Here is a 16,117-nt window from a genome sequence, read left to right as displayed (position 1 = left end):
TGGCGGTCTCCCGCTCGGTCAGCGTGCGCGTGTCCGGATCGTACGCGGGCCGGGGACGTGCCGTGGGATCCGCATCCGGCGGTCGTCCGCTGATGACCTCGACGAGATGACGCTCCCACCACAGTGCCTGGGCATGGGAGGCGGGCGGCACGCCACGGGGCGGCACGACGGCCGGACGGGACCGAACGCCCTGCTCGAGAACCTCGAAACCGTCCTGCGCCACGAGACGGTGTACGGGGCACGCCAAGCCCTCGCCAAGCGCGTTGACGAGTTCGGCGAAGTCGCCGTCCAGGCCGATGACCGACCAAGCATGGTCGTCGAACCGGACGCGGTCACCCAGTCCGAGCCGTGCGGCCGCTGGTCTCTCCATCAGTCCTTGCCGACCTCCCCGTAGGCCCCGACATGGCACCCGGGCAGCGCAGTCCCGCCCAGGAACAACCCGGACCACCCTATGCGCAGCAGCAATTTGTATGCGTCAAAGCAACCCCGAATTGAGTAACCAACCGCCGCACGCCGGTACGCACCGCCCGGGGAAGGTGTAGGGCTGAGTGCGCTCCCGGAAGGCTGGCTGATGGCGACTGGGGCAAAGGGGCATACCGCAAGGGCTGCGCGGGGAGTTCCTCAGGCTGAGCAGCAGCAGGCTGTCGGGGCTGCCGGGTTGTCTACTCGTAGGTGGTCTCGTGCGGACCGGTGACACCGTCCTCGGGGGAATCGCCGGGCGCGGGAATCCTCCACTCCAGGTGGTCCGGCCACAGCTTGACGCCCAAGGCACCCTCAAGGTCCACCACGGTGAGCATGTCGGGCCAGACGGTGCCGTTCAGAACGTTGGCGACCACCTGACGGTTGACCCCGCTCTTGCGTGCCAGCGCATTCGCACTCAACTGCTGTTCCGTCATGGCTTCGGCGAGCCTGCGGGCGATGGCCTGTGCGACGAGCGCGCCGCGGTGGATCTGCATCATGGCACGGGGCCATTTCCCGCCGACCACGTACTCGTTCGGTTTTTGCGCACGTCGCGTTCCTCCAGGCACCCGACAAGTGTGTCTGAGACGCGCGCCCGACGCGCGCCCGCCCCACCATGCTACTGATGTAGCACCCCTTGATGCGCCCTGCGGGTTCGATTTTCGGTGGGGTGTCGTTGCAGCCCGTGTGGTCGGGCGGCGGAGGTGGTGGCTGTGAGGGCCGCGCTCGCAATGGCGGTCTCCCCACCGTCCTTCTCCTGCTTCGGCTGCCCTGCTCTGTGACGGCCGTTCAGGGCTGCGCCGAAGTGATTCGCTCGCCGTCCGCGGGAGGAGGGAGGTGCCATCCGGCTGTCGTAGTGCGCTGCGACGAACCGTGGGCGCCCCACAAAGAGTTCCGTCCACGACACCCCTCTCTGTCAAAGTGACTCAAGCCAGGCATACTGGATGATTCATTGAGTCGAGGGCGGAGAACGAGGAGTGCCCGTAGCGGCCAGCACCAACGACCACGGGGCCCCGGATCCGCAGGTGACACCCCGGTCGACCGGGCAGCGGCGGTACTCGGCGGAGTACAAGACGAGGATCCTGGCCGAGTACGAGACGCTCGACAAGCAGGGCAAGGGTGCCCTGCTGCGGCGCGAGGGTCTGTACTCGTCACTGATCACGAACTGGCGCCAGCAGCGGGACAGTGGCGCGAAGGCGGCGCTCGGTGTTCCTGCGGGCCGGCCGAAGGTGGATCCGAGAGAGAAGGAGATCGCCCGGCTCGAAGCCGAAAACGCCAGGCTCCGCAGTGAGTTGGGCAAGGCCCGCACCGTGATTGAGGTGCAGGGAAAACTCTCCGCGCTGCTGGATCAACTCGCCACGGGCAGCGACGGGACAACGGGCGAGAAGCCTTGACGGCAGCGGGAGAGGTCTTCGAGGCTGCCCGCGCCAAGGCCCTGGAATCGCTGTCGTTGCTGGTGGGACGGGTGCAGGCGTGCACGGCGCTCGGTCTGAGCCGGGCGACCTGGTATCGACACCACCGCACGCCCCCGGCTCCGGCGCGGCAGAAGCGGGAGCGCAAGCGGCATCCGCGGGCCCTGGTGGCGGCCGGGGAGGCGAAGGTCCTGGCCGTGCTGTGCTCGGCCGAGTTCGTCGACATGGCGCCCGCCGAGATCTGCGCGGTGCTGCTGGACCGAGGTGTCTACCTGTGCTCGGAGGCGACGATGTACCGGATCCTGCGCAAGCACGGCGAGGTCCGTGAACGGCGCCGGCAGGCCACGCATCCGCCGCGCAAGAAGCCCGAGCTGATCGCCACCGCACCGAACCGGGTGTGGTCGTGGGACATCACGAAGGTCATGCCCGCCTCGACTGGCGCGATATACTGCTTATTATGCCTTTATGTGGCTAATCCCGACGAGTGTTGAACCACCTCAAATGGCGGCAAAAGTAATGCGGACGTCTTCTCAGAACTGTTGGACTCGTCAGCTTGGCTCGGGCGGCAGTGTTCTCCCTCCCTGCCAACGGAGGCGAGCAGCCACGTTTCTTGGGTTCGGTGAGTGCGGCCCGTGACCATGTGCACGGGCCGCCTCGGTCTCGCCGAGGAGTCAGAGAGCCAGGACATCCAAGTAGACGACGCGGCCGATACCTCCCAGATGGTGTTCAGTCTCAGTGATGCACACCCTTCGCGGCGCGTTGCCATAAGGGCCGCCTGTGGTCGACACAGTGCCGGTCCAGGTCGTCTGCGCGCTGCTTCCGGTCGCGGTCAGCGTGACAGCCGAGCCCGCAATCTCCTCCCAACGCAGGTGAGGGTCAGGGACGGCCGGGTTCGCCTGCTCAACCACAGCGCGAACCGACGGACGGCTACTCGCCGCCGCCGAGGTCCCCGTGTACGCCGGCCCCGTCACCGAGAGCGTCGCCGTGCCGGAACTGCGCACAAGGGTGGCCTTGCGCTCCGGACTGAGCTGGATCATCGGGGCCTGGACGACCTTGGACACCGACAGGCCGTCGAGCGAGTTCGGCTGGTAGCGCACCAGCGCCAGACGCACGAACGGAAGCCACGCCGCGGGCGGCGTCCCGTTCGGCAGGGCCAACTCGACGTCGGCATACCAAAGGTCGCGGGCCGCGTCGAAGGAGACGTCATGGCCGGCGATGGTGACCGTGGTGCCGGAGAACTCTGCCAAGGTCACGCCGGTGGCCGACTTGGTCGTGCGAGGCAGTGACGCCAGTCGCGGGTAGGGAGGCAGGATGTAGTCCGTCACCGTGGGGTCCACCCCCTGCGTGGTGAGGTACGGGCGCAGGGCCTGGGGCGGTTCGGCGCTGCTGCTCACCAGCACCACGCCGAGCTTCTCCCCGGCGCCCGAAGACCACCAGGGACGCTCCAGATAGATGCGGACGGCGTTGCCGCGACGCCTGCTCTGGTCGGTCGCCGGGGCGTCCCAACGGAACAGCGGGACGACCTGCCGCACCGCCGGAGGCGCGGGCTGCGCGGTGCTCAGGACGGTGCGTCGCTCCTCGCTCGAGGAGGCGTAGATGCCGGGTGCCACATAGCTGACCACGAGTGCGGCGTCGTCTCCGAGCGTGCCGCCGGCCGTGCGCGTCAGCACCCGGGTCGCCGGGTCGAACAGGTAGTCGCCCTCGGCCGTGGGGGGATCGGTGGCGCCCGCCGGCGCCGGCGCGAGGGGAAGGCCGCTCGCGGCCTCCCTGACCTTCAGGGTGGCCGGCTCCAGCGCGTCGAGGGTCACCCGCCCGTCGGCCAGGGAGACGCTCCTCTCCTCCCGGAAGTTCTCGGCGTAGCGGCTTGTCGCCAGCCCGGTGTAGGTGACGACGCGATGACGCGTGTCGCCGAAGTCGTGCCCGCCGTCGACGTCCATGGCATCGGCTCCGGGGCTGGGATCCGGGGCGCGGTCGATCCGGAGCGACAGCGGGGTCTCCCGGAAGGTGCGCGGGGTGACCGGATCCGGAGTGCCGGGCCCGCCGTCGACGGGCTCCTCCCAGGAGGCCAGCACGTCCAGCGTCCCGGTGGAACGCCGGTCGAACAGGACCTCTCCCTTCAGCGCGAGCCGGGTGGCAGCGGGCGCTCGGTCCGGGGTCGTCATGCGCGCGATGGACGGCTTGGCCAGAGGAGTGCGGACCGCGTGCACCAGGGTGACGGCCTGGCCGGGGGTGATCATCGGGTGGCGTCCTTCGGCGGCCCTGGTGCGCAGCGCGGCGAGATCGATCGTGCTGCCGGGGTGCGCGGCGTTCCACGCGGCGGCCCAGCGCTGAATCCAGCCCCACACTCCCATGACGTCGAGATCGGCGTCGGCGAACCTGGAGGACAGCAGCAGGCGGTATTCGTGGCCTGGCGCCATCGCCACCTTCAGTACCCGGTCGGACCAGGACCAGCCGTCGGAGGCGCCGCTGATCAGCCGCACGCGGAGCGAGGACGCCTCCGGCCAGCTTCCCAGGGCCGATGCCGTCAACTCCCTGGTGCTCCCAGGCAGCCCCTTGATCAGCAACTGCTTGGCCAGAGGGTCTGGCAGATAGGTGACGGGCAGCGAATCGGTGTCGAAGTACCAGGTGTCCGCGTTCGCCCCGGTGCCCTGGTGGGCGCCCGGCAGGTCTTCCAGCCGGGCGCTGTCCCGGGTGGCGAGGACCTGGTAGAGGTCGGGCCGCAGGGGATGACCGTTCGCGTCGGCGTCGAGCATGCCGTGCTGCTCGGCCAGCGCCTGCGAGGTGCGCGGCGGCAGGACGTGCCGGTGGGACTCGGCGGTGGAGCCGGCCGCGTTCTCGCTGCGGATCACCATCCTGTTCACCGATTCGCCGACGGTCTGCGGCTCGCGCAGCAGCACATGGGGCGGCGGCACCGGGTCGAAGCGACGGTGGGCGACTTCCGGCGTCTGCAAGGCCGTTTCGTTGGGGAAGAGGTCCTGCTGCGTGAACGGCAGGCTGTCGCCGGCCAGGTCCACCGCACGGGCACGGAAGGCGTATGCATGCCCGAAGCGGAGCCGGGGCAGGCTGGCGGGCGGCACGGTGAACCGCGGGGTGACGGGGAAGTCCTCGTCCTGGACCGGCTCAGGGTCGGCGAGCGTCCCGTCGGGCTGAAGGGCCCGACCGATCCGGTCGACGGCCAGGCTCCAGCCGGCCCAGCGCATCAGGGACTCGCCCAGGTACAGGTCGGTGTCGTCGGCTTCCCCGGATGTGCTGGGCGCCAGGGTGACCTGCCCTTCCTCGGCCGTGTTCACTGACTGCCCGTCACGCTCGAAGACGTAGGCCCCCTGGCGCGCCATCAGCGACCGCCATACGGGGCCTGCCAGGTCGCGGACGTCCCAGCGATGGCCTCGCACGAGGTCGTCCGCGTACAGGTCCAGGACGCCAGGCCGGGGGCTTCCGTTCTCGTCGTAGGCCGCGGAGTTGGCCTCGGCGGCCCCGTCGAACGCCTTGACGAGCTCGGTCGCCCGGCCCATGCGGGCGACCGACAGTCCCGCCGACCGCAGCGCGGGCAGGGCGAACTGGTCCGCGCCCGCCGCACTGCGCTTCTTCAGCCGACTGCCCTCGACCACGCGCGAGCGGCTGACGTTGTCGGCGAACTGACGAGCCAGCAGCGCTCCGCCGTCCGGGTCGACGGGCACGACCGTGAATCGGTCGCCGAGGCCGACCCGCAGCATCCCGCGGGCGACGTCGCTGGCGTCGGCGTCGCGCGGCGCGGCCTCGAAACGGTTGTCGCCGATCACACAGCGGGTGCGGGGCAGCACATCGGTGCGGCCGGTCGCCGGCGGCGGACTGCTCGCCCAGGTGATCTGGAGGCTGGCCCAGGTCTGTGTCGTGGCCCCGGTCAGCAGTGCGGTCACGGCGGGGTCGTCGACCTCGAACTCCAGGGCGAGCCCCAGGGCTCGCTGAAGCCCGCGGTACTCGCGGGTCGCGGCGATCACCTGGTGGACGTCCAGGTGCTCCCGCGGCTGTTCGGGCAGGGCGCCTGAGCCGGACCTGCGCCCTCGCTGGTGGAAGCGCTCGGCCTGGAGGAAGGCACGGCCGAGACCGTCCGCGCTGTCGGCGTCCGCGGGATTGAACGGAACAGCGCCGTTCGCCTGAAGTTTGTCCTCCAGGGTCGCCGTCAGCTCGGCTCGCCGGGAGTAGCCGCTCTTGCCGTGGCTGCCGGCGGTCACCTGCTCGAATCCGATCGGGCCGAACGCATCGTCCTCGGCGAGGTCGTCGTAGGAGGGCGGTGCGTCGACGGCCGTGGCGCCGAAGCGTCCCCAGCGCTCGGAGAGGAAGGACAGGACATGGCTGACGGGGTAGGAGCGCACCACACGGTTCTCGCGTCCCGCGAAGGAGTGGCCTCGCACCAGGGTCTTCTGGTCGAACAGGGCGTTCCAGCGGGCGCTGTCCGGCGTCGAGACCAGTCTGGCCGGCTTGGCGCCGGTCGCGGGAAGGTGGAGCTTGAACTGTGCGTCCGCGAGCGTGGCGGGCCAGTTCAGCCAGTCCGGGAAGTCGCTCAGCCGACCGTTGCCGGTGTCGATGACGAGCCGCGGTGCGACGTGCACGGTGAAGCGGAGCTTGCCGGATCCGCCGCCTCGGGGCAGGACGGTCCACATGATGTTCTGTCGGGGCATGGTCAGGCTCCCACGGGGGCGAAGGCGGTGCAGTAGGAATTCCAGTGCTGCTGGGTGTAGGCGTCGGAGAAGCCCTGCGCGGGGGCTCCGGCGACGGCGGCGAGTCTCTTGTTGAACTTCGCGCCCGCACCGGCGAGGGCCGTCGCGGAGCTGCCGCCGCCGGCCAGTTCGCGGCGCACGCTGAAGCTCACCGAGGTCTCGAAGAAGCACAGGTCGATCGAGATGGTCACCCTGGCCTCGCCGACCAGCCGGTCGGGGCTCGAGTAGTAGGTGAGCGCGAGATAGCAGTCCACTGAGGCGGAGACCAGCCCCAGTACGCGTATGCGGCCGCTGAAGCGAACGTAGGCGGAGAGCTCCACCTGCTGTGCGGTCGAGTCGCCGGCCGCGACGGTGTGCACCCCGAAGTAGACGCCCATCTTCGCCTCGACGTGGCCGGAGACCACGCCGGCCACGTCGAAGGACGTGCCCGCCCCCACTTCCAGGGCCGTCTCCAGGCTTTCCACCCCGTCGGCGCCGGCTTCCAGGGCGAAGAAGCCGCCACCGCCGAGGAACGAGATGGTGAGGGAGAACGGGGCCTCCCGGGAGTTGAGGGCGAACCGCAACCGCACGGGCGATCCGTCGAAGGGCAGATACAGGCCTGCGAACAGGTTGAGCGTGTCGAGGGAGAAGACACCGAAGGAGAGCGACGGCAGGGCCATCGACAGTTCGGCCTGGATCTGCTGCCCGACCACGCTGACGGCCAGCGGCGACCCACCGGAACCGGCGGGGGCCGCGGCGGCCCGACCCGCCAGGGCACTGGAGCCCGAAGGCACACCGGGAACCGACAGTCGGCAGAGCTTGGCGATCTCCTCCAGGTACTTCAGCGGCCCGTGGAAGGAGACCTGACCCAGCTGGCAGTCGACGTCGGCAGGACGACCCTTGGCCGCGGTGAACTGCAGGGACTTGATTCCCACCGTGACGAAGTGACTGCCGCCGCTGTCGCCCCAGATGTTGATGGCGACGTCGCTCAGTCGCCCACGGACCGTGTAGTCCGCGTTCAGCGGCGGCAGGAGCCGCACGATGGACACGGCCTCGATGTCCAGCCGCCCATCAGGGCCTGGAACGAACATGCGGAGACTTCCGGGGCCGGCCTTGAGTTCGGGACTCCAGGACAGCCGTGCCTCGACCCGCTCCAGCTTGCGGACAGCGCCTTCCAGACGGTCGAACTCCCGGGTCACCACCTTGATGGCCTGCTGCGGGTTGGGCACATCGCCCGCCAGGTTCTTCACCACGTCCGACAGCCGCACGCCGCCCAGCAGGTTGACGTCCAGGTCGGCCAGCATCTGGGACACGTCGAACCGCTCACGCGCCACCTGGGCGAGGTCGCCGGCCACCGGTCCGAACGTCCGGGACAGACCGTCCATGATCAGACCCGGGGTGACGATGCCGCCGCTGCGCTCGGCGGCGAACTCCAGAGCGGTGCGGGCGCTGCCCTGTGCCTTGGCGAGGTACACGCCTGCCGCGTTGTACGCGTCCTCGAAGCCATGGTTGACATAGCCGTCGAAGTACTGCAGCACGGCCGCGGGCGCGTCCGGCGCGAACGCACGGACACTGGCGGGGAGTTCGGCGACCACCTGACTCACCGACGGGAAAGCCGGGACACCCTTCGCCGCGGGATCCGCCATCGTCATGCCGAACGACAGCGCCCGGACCAGCAGACTGGTGTCGCCAGGCTTCGCCGGGGCGGCGAGAGCGACGGACTTGCCGCCGACCCATCCGAGACGCGCGGCGTCGTCAACGGGAGTCAGAGAGTTGTACTTCGTCGCCACGGCGCTGCGCAGCGAGCTGGTGAGTGAACCCCGTTCGCTGATGAAGACCACCGGGGCCGCGAAGGAGACGCGCCGCCCCTGCCAGTCCACACCCGTGAAATGCAACGGAAGCGGGGCGGAACCGGACTCCGCGAGGAACGCGTAGGCGGTGTCGTCGCCTACGACCGGGGCAGCGGACGCCGAGACATAGCGCCGCGCCGCGTCGAGCGTCGGGGTGGTACGGGTCACGGCCTGGATCCGGCGGAACGGCAGCGCTCTGCCGCCGCTGGGCATGTCCTGATCGCCTTCGTAACGACGTTCACGCTCGAGGACGACCAGAAACGCACGGGTACGCAGGATGCCGCTCACGGTGCCGCCGCCGTCCGGCTCCAGCTGGCGCTCCGTGACCTGCACATACGCCGCACGGTGGCCGAAGGGCAGCAGATAGCCGTGCTGGGCGACACGCACCTTGTGGTCGCGTCCCAGGCCCATGCTGTGCGACCACTCCGCCAGTCCCGACGAGAAGGCGTTGCCCGTCGTGTCCCAGGACCCGTGGGCTTCCAGCCCCGCGCCCAGGGCGGACAGTGACAGCAGATCAGCTTCGATGGGGGCGGGCAGCGACGTGGTCCGTGCGGAGAAGTCGGACGACAGGCGGACCAGGTCGTAGCGGTTGCGAGGAGTCAGCGACGTCGGATAGGGGCCCGCGGCGGGCACTGAGGACGGGGCCTGGAGCCACGACGGGAAACGCGAGTCACGGAGCCAGACCGCTCTCAGCGGCCGAGGCGCATCGTCCTCCCGCACGGTCCACTCGTGGTCCTCGCCGTCCTCGCCGTCGTCCACTCGGGAGCCGAGGCGGGTGTTCCACAGTTCGGTCCAGCCGCTGGGCGAAGACGGAACAGCGGCCGTCTCCACATGGCACCACCCGCTGCTGTCGTCAGGAGAGACGACAACGCCGAAGGGCACTTCCAGTGACGTCTCGTGGCTGGTGGGCGCGCGCAGCTCGCCCTGGAACGTCCCGGGCACATCGCGGCCCTGTGCGTTCGGCACCAGCCTGGCGGGGAAGCCGGCCCAGTCCAGCAAGCCCGACGTGGTGTAGGGCAAAGGAAGATGATCGGTCACGTCAAAGGCCAGTCGGCTCGCCGCACCCCACTCCAGCGATACAGGCGCCTGGCCCACGGTGCCCGGATCAGGGAAGGAACGTTCCTGTGCCGACTGCGGGCCGAAGTCCACGACCAGAAAGGCGGGCTGGTCCGCGTCCGGCCTGACCAGCGTCGGCGCCCCTGTCTTGCCGCCGATTCGTAGGTTCACGAGCAGAATCTGAAGGTTCATCATGTCGTCGCGGCGACGGAGCAGCACCGTGCGGACCGGCACCGCGGTGGCTCGCGCAGCAGAACCGGTTCCTGAGGTGAGACCAACGGCATGCAAGGTGCTCACGGCGGCGGCGACAGCGATACCTGCCCCACCGGAGTAGCGCAGGAACAGCCGACGGGAGACATTCTTCTTCGGCGGGGGCGTAGGTGCCACGGCCACCTTCCTCGGTCAGTGATGCGGGGAATGTCCAGACAGCGAGGCGCCGTCGAGACCTGGCGCCCGAACGCGCGCAGGGAGCGGGGCGTTGCAACATGGGCGGGCCGGCCTCAAGAACTGAGGCGGATGACGTTGCGCAGGGCCTGGCGTAGGGTCCGCACGACGCCAGGGTCATTCCGCAGGAGCGGGGCTGGGCGCTCATGGACACGACTGGGCTGAGTCGGCAGTCGGCGAAGGAGGAGCGGGCAGGGCGCAGGCGACCATCACTCACCGGGTCACCACGCTCCTGAATCTCCCGACCTCGCGGTGTCCGGCGAGGTTGACGTCTGGCCTTCCGTCCGCACAGACGGCAGACGGGTTGGAACAAGACAACCGGCATGCGGGCTGGAACCGCCTGAGCAATCACTACTCAGCCCTGTCGGAGCCCGTCGCTGGCTAACCTGGCAACGCCGGCTCCACTCCAACACCGCCCTCGACACGGCCCGCACCACGGCCCTGGAACGTCGCGGCACCATGGGGGACCCGCGCCAGCAGGCCTTCGAGCGAGGCATGGCCCACGCCATGGTCGTGTCCCGCCTCGTGGTGTTATGCGACCTTGCTCGGCGCGTTCCGGTAAGTGCGTTGTGGCAAGGGGAGTCCCTGTTCGGTGAGCAGGGGCTTCTTTGTGTGCGGGGCATGATCGCGACGGGGTAGGGGCAGGCGGCGGGCGGCTTGTTGTGGATCGAGGAGGGTGCGATGCCGTCGGTGCTGGGGTTGATGGAACAGCGTGAGGCGCGGGCGAGGCAGGATCTGGTGTCCTGGACGGAGGTCCTGGAGCAGGCTCAGGCGGAGGTGGATGCCGCGCGGGAGAGGGTCGAGCGGGCCCGGGTGGGGCGTGAGGAGTTTGTGTCGGTGCTGGCCGGGGAGAGCCCGGTGAATACGCCGGTTCCGGTGCTGTCCGGTGGTGAGATGGCTGCCGCCGTGGGATCGGGCGGCCCGGGCGCGGGGCGTGGTGAGCGGTCGCCGGTGTGGCGGTCGGGCATGGGTGAGGAGGTGCTAAGCGGCCTGTATCGGGAGGTGTTCGCCGCGGTGGTGGCCGCTTCGGGGCCGGTGAACGGGGTGGAACTGACGCGGTCGGTGGGCCGGGAAGCGGAGATCAAGAACGAGGTGGAGAAGATCCGTCACCGTGCCTACGCACTGATCGGGCGGCCGGGCTGGCCTCCGGGGAACTTCACCCTTCTCCGAATCCGCCACCGTCAGCCAGCCAAAGCCACCCGACCCGCCATAACCGACGCCCCCAGATAATTCCCGGCGTCGAAAGCCGCAGATGGCCATGTAGACGCTCTCGGTGAACGACAGATACCAGTCCGCGGCCTGGTTCGTCGCCGGGTTCCGTTCCACGCTGTGCATCGGTGCCGTGGCGTCCGTGATGGTGCTGCTGTTGAGCAACGGTTACTCAGGACACCCCCACGCCCGCGCGGAGAAACTGGGTCCGGCCCGCGCCGACGTTTCCGGTCCGTCGGCGACAGACAGCCGATGACCGACGACTGATGACTGATGACTGACTGACGATGAAAGGCAGCCTGGAGCGTGAAGACCTGGTCCGTCCCCGGTTTCACCGAGATCCGCGAGCTGGGGGCAGGTGCCAGCGGGCGTGTGGTATTGGCCATGGAGACCGCCACGGGCGCACGTGTCGCCATCAAGTACCTCAGCGAACGGCTGGTGGACGACGCGCACTTCCGGCGGGAGTTCCGCGCCGAGGCCGAACTGCTCCGGGAGATCATCTCGTCCCATGTGGCGCGTCTGCACCGCTACGTCGAGGTCCCGCACGGCGCCGCCATGGTGCTGGACCTGGTGGACGGCCCGACTCTGCGGGTGCTGCTGCGGCAGGAGGGCGCCACCGTGCCCGAGGCGGCGCTGACGGTACTCAAGGGCTCTCTCCTGGGGCTGAGCGCAGCACACCGGCGCGGCATCGTCCACCGCGACTACAAGCCCGAGAACGTCCTGGTCACGGAGGACGGCGTGTCGAAACTCGTGGACTTCGGCATCGCGGCCCGCGACGGCAGCACCCCCTCCGCCACGGCCGGCACGCCGCTGTACATGTCTCCCGAGCAGTGGCAGGGCCATCCCCCCACCCCCGCCACGGACGTGTATGCAGCAACCGTCACCTTTTTCGAGTGCGTTACCGGATTCCGGCCCTACGGGGGCGACAGCCTGGCCGAGATCGTGACCCGGCACATGTCCTCGGACGTGCCCGCGCAGGACGCGCCGGAAGCCGTCCGCCCCCTCGTGCTCCGGGGCATGGCCAAGGACCCGGCAGAACGGTTCGCCTCCGCGGACGAGTTCCTCGGCGAGCTGGAGGCCGTGGCGACCGCGGGCTACGGACCCGACTGGGAGGACCGCGGCCGACGCGCCCTCACCGCTCTCGTCGTCGCGCTGCTGATGAGCCTGCCGCGCCCTCCGACCGGCGACGCGGAGACGGCAACCGAGATGGCAACCACCGAGCTCACGTCCACCGAGGCAGCGCCGGTGGACGGGGCAGCCGGCGGCGAGCATCCGACGGACGGCCACGGTCGCCGTATCGGCCCACGCGCCCGCCGTACCCCGGTCCTCGTCGGCGCTGCGGCCCTGCTGGTGGTCGTCGCCACGGCCGCGGCCGTAGTGGTGAACCAGTCGTCGGCGGAGAACGCATCCCATGCCACACCCACGAACGGGGCGTCCAGGACATACGCCGATACGCCGGCCCTGTCCGACACCTCGGAGCCCTCACCGGACCGGACCCCGCAGGACGGGCCCTCGACGGGCTCCGCATCCACGCACGGATCCACCCCGGTGGACCCCTCCGACCCGGGAGCGACGACGCCGGGCGAGACGTCCACCGGTGCAGCCGACGACGGCGGAGCTGCCAGCGGCGCGCCAATTACGGCCGTACCGGCGGACGACAACGCACCAGAACCGTCGGCTGCACCGGCGACGGCATCTGCATCCGACGTCGCCATGCAGGTGAGCGCCGTGCAGATCGCCTCTCTGCAGGAGGCTTCGGAGGGCCGGGGCGCGGTGGTGACGGTGACCGTCACCACGACCCGCAGCGACGCCTTCACCCTGGAGCTGACCTGGTACGACAGCGACCGGGCCGGCACTTCCGGGGTCCAAAACGGCAGCACTGAGGTGCACCAGCTCAGCGGGCGCACCACATACCAGCTCACCTCGCACCACGAGTTCACCACGTGCTCGAGGTACTGGGGCGTGCGGGCCGGCAGCACTCCAGCGGCTGGGTCGGGAGACACCTACCAGGACATGGGAGCGCTGGCGTGCATCCTTCATCCGCGTGGCTGAGCGGACCCGGAAAGGCCAAGAGCATGCAAGGCAACGACGAGGACGGCCACCCGGAGTACCTGTCGACGGGCTGGAGTGCGCCGCCCGAGACCAGGGGGCTTCGACGGACGCCGGATGATCAGGCCACCGCCGTGACCGTGTGGCGCACGGGCGTCTACCCGGTGAGGACTCCGCCCTCGCCGGCCGAGGCCGAGACAGAAGTGCTGCCCCCCGTACAGGAGGAGCCGCACCGCAGCCAGACCACCATGATCTGGCGGGGCGAACCTGTCAGCCCGGCTTCGTCCCGCCGCTCCAGGCACAGGGCCTCCAAGCGGCCCGGGCGAGTGCCGAGAGGGACCGTGCCGGTCCTCCTGGCCGTGGCCCTTGCCGCCGCCCTCATGGTGTGGCATCCGCGCTCCTCGGCAGAACTGGCCGTCACCGGGGTCGCCATGACCGCAAGCCCGGCCGATCTGGGATGCGACGACACGGCCGAAGTCATGGCTGTCGTCTCGACCAACGGGGCGGCGGGCACTCTCCGATACCGGTGGCTCCGCAGCGACGGCACAGACTCCGGTGAGCTGCGCGAGCGCGTACGCGCCGGCCAGGGGGAGGTGAAGCTGCCGATGCTCTGGCACTTCCACGGCACGGGCACGCACCAGGCCCAGGCGGTGATCGACCTCCTGGGAGCCCGGCCTCGCTCGGCGGCGACGGCCTTCACCTACCGTTGCCGCCGATGACAGCCGGGGCGCGGGACATCGGTCCACGACACCCTGGGGGCGCGGCACAGGCGCGGGGCTGCTGTGTCGAGCAAGCGGGAGACCATCTCGGTGCAGGATGGCGGGGTGTTTCCTTACTCGAAGTGCCCGGATTCCGGTTGCCCGCGTGCGTGGAGCATCTTCGGGGGCAGATTGGAGCACTTCAGGGAGTGCGCGTCGGTCGACGGGGCGCTGGCGGATCCGGGGTTTGTGGTGCGGGCCGTTCCGGGGCGGGTGGAGGCCCTGCTGGAGTAGTTGTGGTCCCGGAGTCGTGCTTGATGGCGGCGGTGTACCCGATGTCGGCCGGGCGGTACCAGTATGTCGCTCCGGGTGTACGGCGACAGTTGCTGGCGCTGGACGCCGCGCGTCTGGGGAGCTGGCATCTATGCCGGAGTATCTCCGCAGTGGAGGTGGGCGGGGAGCCGTCTCTCGTTGTCCCGGGCGAGTTGGACCAGCCGGGTGCCGTCGACGAACCAGCGCAGCACCAGGACGGCCTGTTTGAACACGCCCAGCGCGCGGGTGCCGAGCCGTTCGCGGTGGTCCTTCAGCAGCCGGGCGAGGAACTCAGCGGTCTCTCTGCGGATGTCGAGTACAGCGGTGTAGGTGATTCTGGACGACGCGTGGAGCCTCTGGTGTACGGAACTCGATCTTGGTAGACCTGTTCCTACCAGGGGCTTCATGTGTATTTGACGCCAGGTCGGCCCCGACAGGGTCCGATCGGAGCGGTGCACAAGTAGGTTGGAGAAGACGTCGAGTTGAACCGACGAACCGCCGATCCTGCGGGTGCGGAAGGAGAGCACATTGGGGCAGGAAGCACACAGCGGGCTTCCGCGGGCAGGTATGGCAGAGGACATGATCGACCGGCTGGCCGAGTATGTGGACAGCTATCGCCCTGGCTGGTCCCGGCGTGTGAAGGGTGCCGCCGAAGCGGAGATCGCCGACTTGGAGGAGCTGTGCGGCCTCGCCGCCCTCGGCTGGCGCTACCCCGAGGCGTACCGCCGCTACCTCGCCTTCTGCGGCCACGATGACGACGGTCTGCTGGAGGGGATGCACGGCGCCTACGGCTTCCAGCGGACGGTTGCCGACTTGCGCGGGTTCTACGATGACGTGGACAACGAGCCCTGGACTGCCCCGGAATTTCCTGTCGTGCTAATTAACACCCTTCACATGCCGCTGAGCCTGGATCTGCGGCCTTCGAGGTGCAGCGAGCCGGCCGTCGTGGACGGGGAGAACCCTGACGGGGTCTATGCGGAGTCGTGGGAGAAGCTGGTGTTCCAGAACGCCACCTTGTATGGCAGGTCGAATACGGCGGTGACCATGTGGGCATCAACGTCCCCGCGCGCGCTGGCCGAGGCACTGGCCCGGACCAGAGCAGCCACCCCGGTCGAGGTCCTGTCGGCGTTCGGCACGGAACACGACCTTCAACCGGCCTGGTTCAACGACTCCCAGCACTTCTGCATGTCCCGCGCCGACGCGATGGTGTGGACCAGCCTTTCCCACGGGGCGCTGTTCCATGTCACTGGCGACAGCGGCACCGAGGTCGGCAAGCTCGGCAAGCAGCTCGCACGCGCCGTCGGAGCCACAAACCTGACCACCTGTTGAAACTCGGTCGGAGGCGGCCACCGAGTGCCACCAGGGACGCGGGAGATACAGCACGTCTCCTGGGCGCCGCAGGACTACTCCGGCGTATTTGGCGGCGGCGCGTAGAGGGCCCGGCGGACGCTTCCGCCAGCATTGAGCCTTTGCAACTCCAGTGCATTGACCCGCCCTTTGATCGTGGCCCTCTCCAACTCCTGCGCGCGACCCTCACTGGCCCGGCGCGGGTGCTTCCCGGGTGCTGGGGTCGGGGCGGTGGTGGCGGGGTGTCCGGCCTGCGGCTGTTCGGGGTTGCCGACAAGCCGTTTCTCATGGCAGGTGGGCTGACGGAAGGGCTCGTGGTGTGTCCGATGCCACTGCCGAGGCCCGTCACGCACCGCAACCGTCACGTTGCCGAGAAGACTTCACTGTCAACGAGGCTCGAGCTTGCTCGGGCTGCATATGAGTAGTGACTACTGATGCGCGGCCACAGGGCAAATGATTAGCGTTCAGATGTGGGAGAACGGCGGAGTCACGGCTAGGGCCTGTGTGACGTCGTGATCAATCTTGCCGATCCGGATCCGTCTGGAATGCGGATCCGGTAGGAAGAGGATCGTGACGCGCAGGCAACTCACCGACGAGCAGTGGCA

At 69.3% G+C, this 16,117-nt stretch carries 11 protein-coding genes and 2 pseudogenes; 8 read left to right on the top strand and 5 right to left on the bottom strand.

The features are described from left to right. Nucleotides 1-106 precede the first annotated feature (106 nt). Entirely contained in the window at nucleotides 107-394 is a 288-nt protein-coding gene (locus ACFWBD_RS31485) for a hypothetical protein (protein WP_385674219.1), read from the top strand. A 268-nt stretch (nucleotides 395-662) separates the two neighbouring features. On the opposite strand, the gene ACFWBD_RS31480 is transcribed toward ACFWBD_RS31485, so the two are convergent. Next, nucleotides 663-959: a helix-turn-helix domain-containing protein gene (locus ACFWBD_RS31480; protein WP_385674216.1), complete on the bottom strand. Its 297-nt coding sequence runs from the start codon at nucleotides 957-959 to the stop codon at nucleotides 663-665. A gap of 477 nt (nucleotides 960-1,436) precedes the next feature. On the opposite strand from ACFWBD_RS31480, the gene ACFWBD_RS31475 reads away from it, so the two are divergent. Beyond that, nucleotides 1,437-1,853, top strand: coding sequence for a transposase (locus tag ACFWBD_RS31475; protein WP_385674213.1), 417 nt, complete (start codon nucleotides 1,437-1,439; stop codon nucleotides 1,851-1,853). Further along, the gene (locus ACFWBD_RS31470) at nucleotides 1,850-2,362 is read left to right on the top strand and encodes a hypothetical protein (protein ID WP_385674211.1); all 513 of its coding nucleotides are present in this window, start codon (nucleotides 1,850-1,852) and stop codon (nucleotides 2,360-2,362) included. The genes ACFWBD_RS31475 and ACFWBD_RS31470 overlap by 4 nt, the downstream gene beginning before the upstream one ends. A 180-nt stretch (nucleotides 2,363-2,542) precedes the next feature. On the opposite strand, the gene ACFWBD_RS31465 is transcribed toward ACFWBD_RS31470, so the two are convergent. Beyond that, a complete protein-coding gene (locus ACFWBD_RS31465; RefSeq protein ID WP_385674208.1) occupies nucleotides 2,543-6,529 on the bottom strand; it encodes a hypothetical protein in 3,987 nt (1,328 codons plus the stop codon). Nucleotides 6,530-6,531: 2 nt separating this feature from the next. Beyond that, on the bottom strand, nucleotides 6,532-9,624 hold the full coding sequence (locus tag ACFWBD_RS31460) for a hypothetical protein (protein WP_385674205.1): 3,093 nt from the start codon (nucleotides 9,622-9,624) through the stop codon (nucleotides 6,532-6,534). A gap of 954 nt (nucleotides 9,625-10,578) precedes the next feature. Here ACFWBD_RS31460 and ACFWBD_RS31455 point away from each other — a divergent pair. Genes ACFWBD_RS31455 through ACFWBD_RS31440 form a run of 4 tightly spaced genes read left to right on the top strand, consistent with a single transcriptional unit; the run spans nucleotide 10,579 to nucleotide 13,874 of the window. Next, nucleotides 10,579-11,127, top strand: a complete 549-nt coding sequence (locus ACFWBD_RS31455; protein ID WP_385674202.1) for a hypothetical protein — start codon at nucleotides 10,579-10,581, stop codon at nucleotides 11,125-11,127. A gap of 43 nt (nucleotides 11,128-11,170) precedes the next feature. Then, nucleotides 11,171-11,362 (top strand): hypothetical protein, encoded by a 192-nt coding sequence (locus ACFWBD_RS31450; RefSeq protein ID WP_385674199.1) that lies wholly within the window; start codon nucleotides 11,171-11,173, stop codon nucleotides 11,360-11,362. A gap of 50 nt (nucleotides 11,363-11,412) precedes the next feature. Continuing rightward, the gene (locus ACFWBD_RS31445) at nucleotides 11,413-13,158 is read left to right on the top strand and encodes a serine/threonine-protein kinase (RefSeq protein ID WP_385674196.1); all 1,746 of its coding nucleotides are present in this window, start codon (nucleotides 11,413-11,415) and stop codon (nucleotides 13,156-13,158) included. A gap of 23 nt (nucleotides 13,159-13,181) precedes the next feature. Further along, nucleotides 13,182-13,874: a hypothetical protein gene (locus tag ACFWBD_RS31440; RefSeq protein WP_385674193.1), complete on the top strand. Its 693-nt coding sequence runs from the start codon at nucleotides 13,182-13,184 to the stop codon at nucleotides 13,872-13,874. A 449-nt stretch (nucleotides 13,875-14,323) separates the two neighbouring features. Here ACFWBD_RS31440 and ACFWBD_RS31435 read toward each other — a convergent pair. After that, nucleotides 14,324-14,572, bottom strand: a pseudogene (locus tag ACFWBD_RS31435) (hypothetical protein); the annotation flags it as partial. Nucleotides 14,573-14,744: 172 nt separating this feature from the next. On the opposite strand from ACFWBD_RS31435, the gene ACFWBD_RS31430 reads away from it, so the two are divergent. Next, nucleotides 14,745-15,494, top strand: a complete 750-nt coding sequence (locus ACFWBD_RS31430) for a hypothetical protein (RefSeq protein ID WP_385674190.1) — start codon at nucleotides 14,745-14,747, stop codon at nucleotides 15,492-15,494. A 15-nt stretch (nucleotides 15,495-15,509) separates the two neighbouring features. Here ACFWBD_RS31430 and ACFWBD_RS31425 read toward each other — a convergent pair. Continuing rightward, nucleotides 15,510-15,572, bottom strand: a pseudogene (locus ACFWBD_RS31425) (JmjC domain-containing protein); the annotation flags it as partial. Between the last annotated feature and the right edge of the window lie 545 nt (nucleotides 15,573-16,117).

Origin of the sequence: Streptomyces sp. NPDC060002, from assembly GCF_042737245.1 — a bacterium.
In the GTDB taxonomy this organism is placed as follows: Bacteria; Actinomycetota; Actinomycetes; order Streptomycetales; family Streptomycetaceae; genus Streptomyces.
This window is presented reverse-complemented; position numbering and strand designations above follow the sequence as displayed.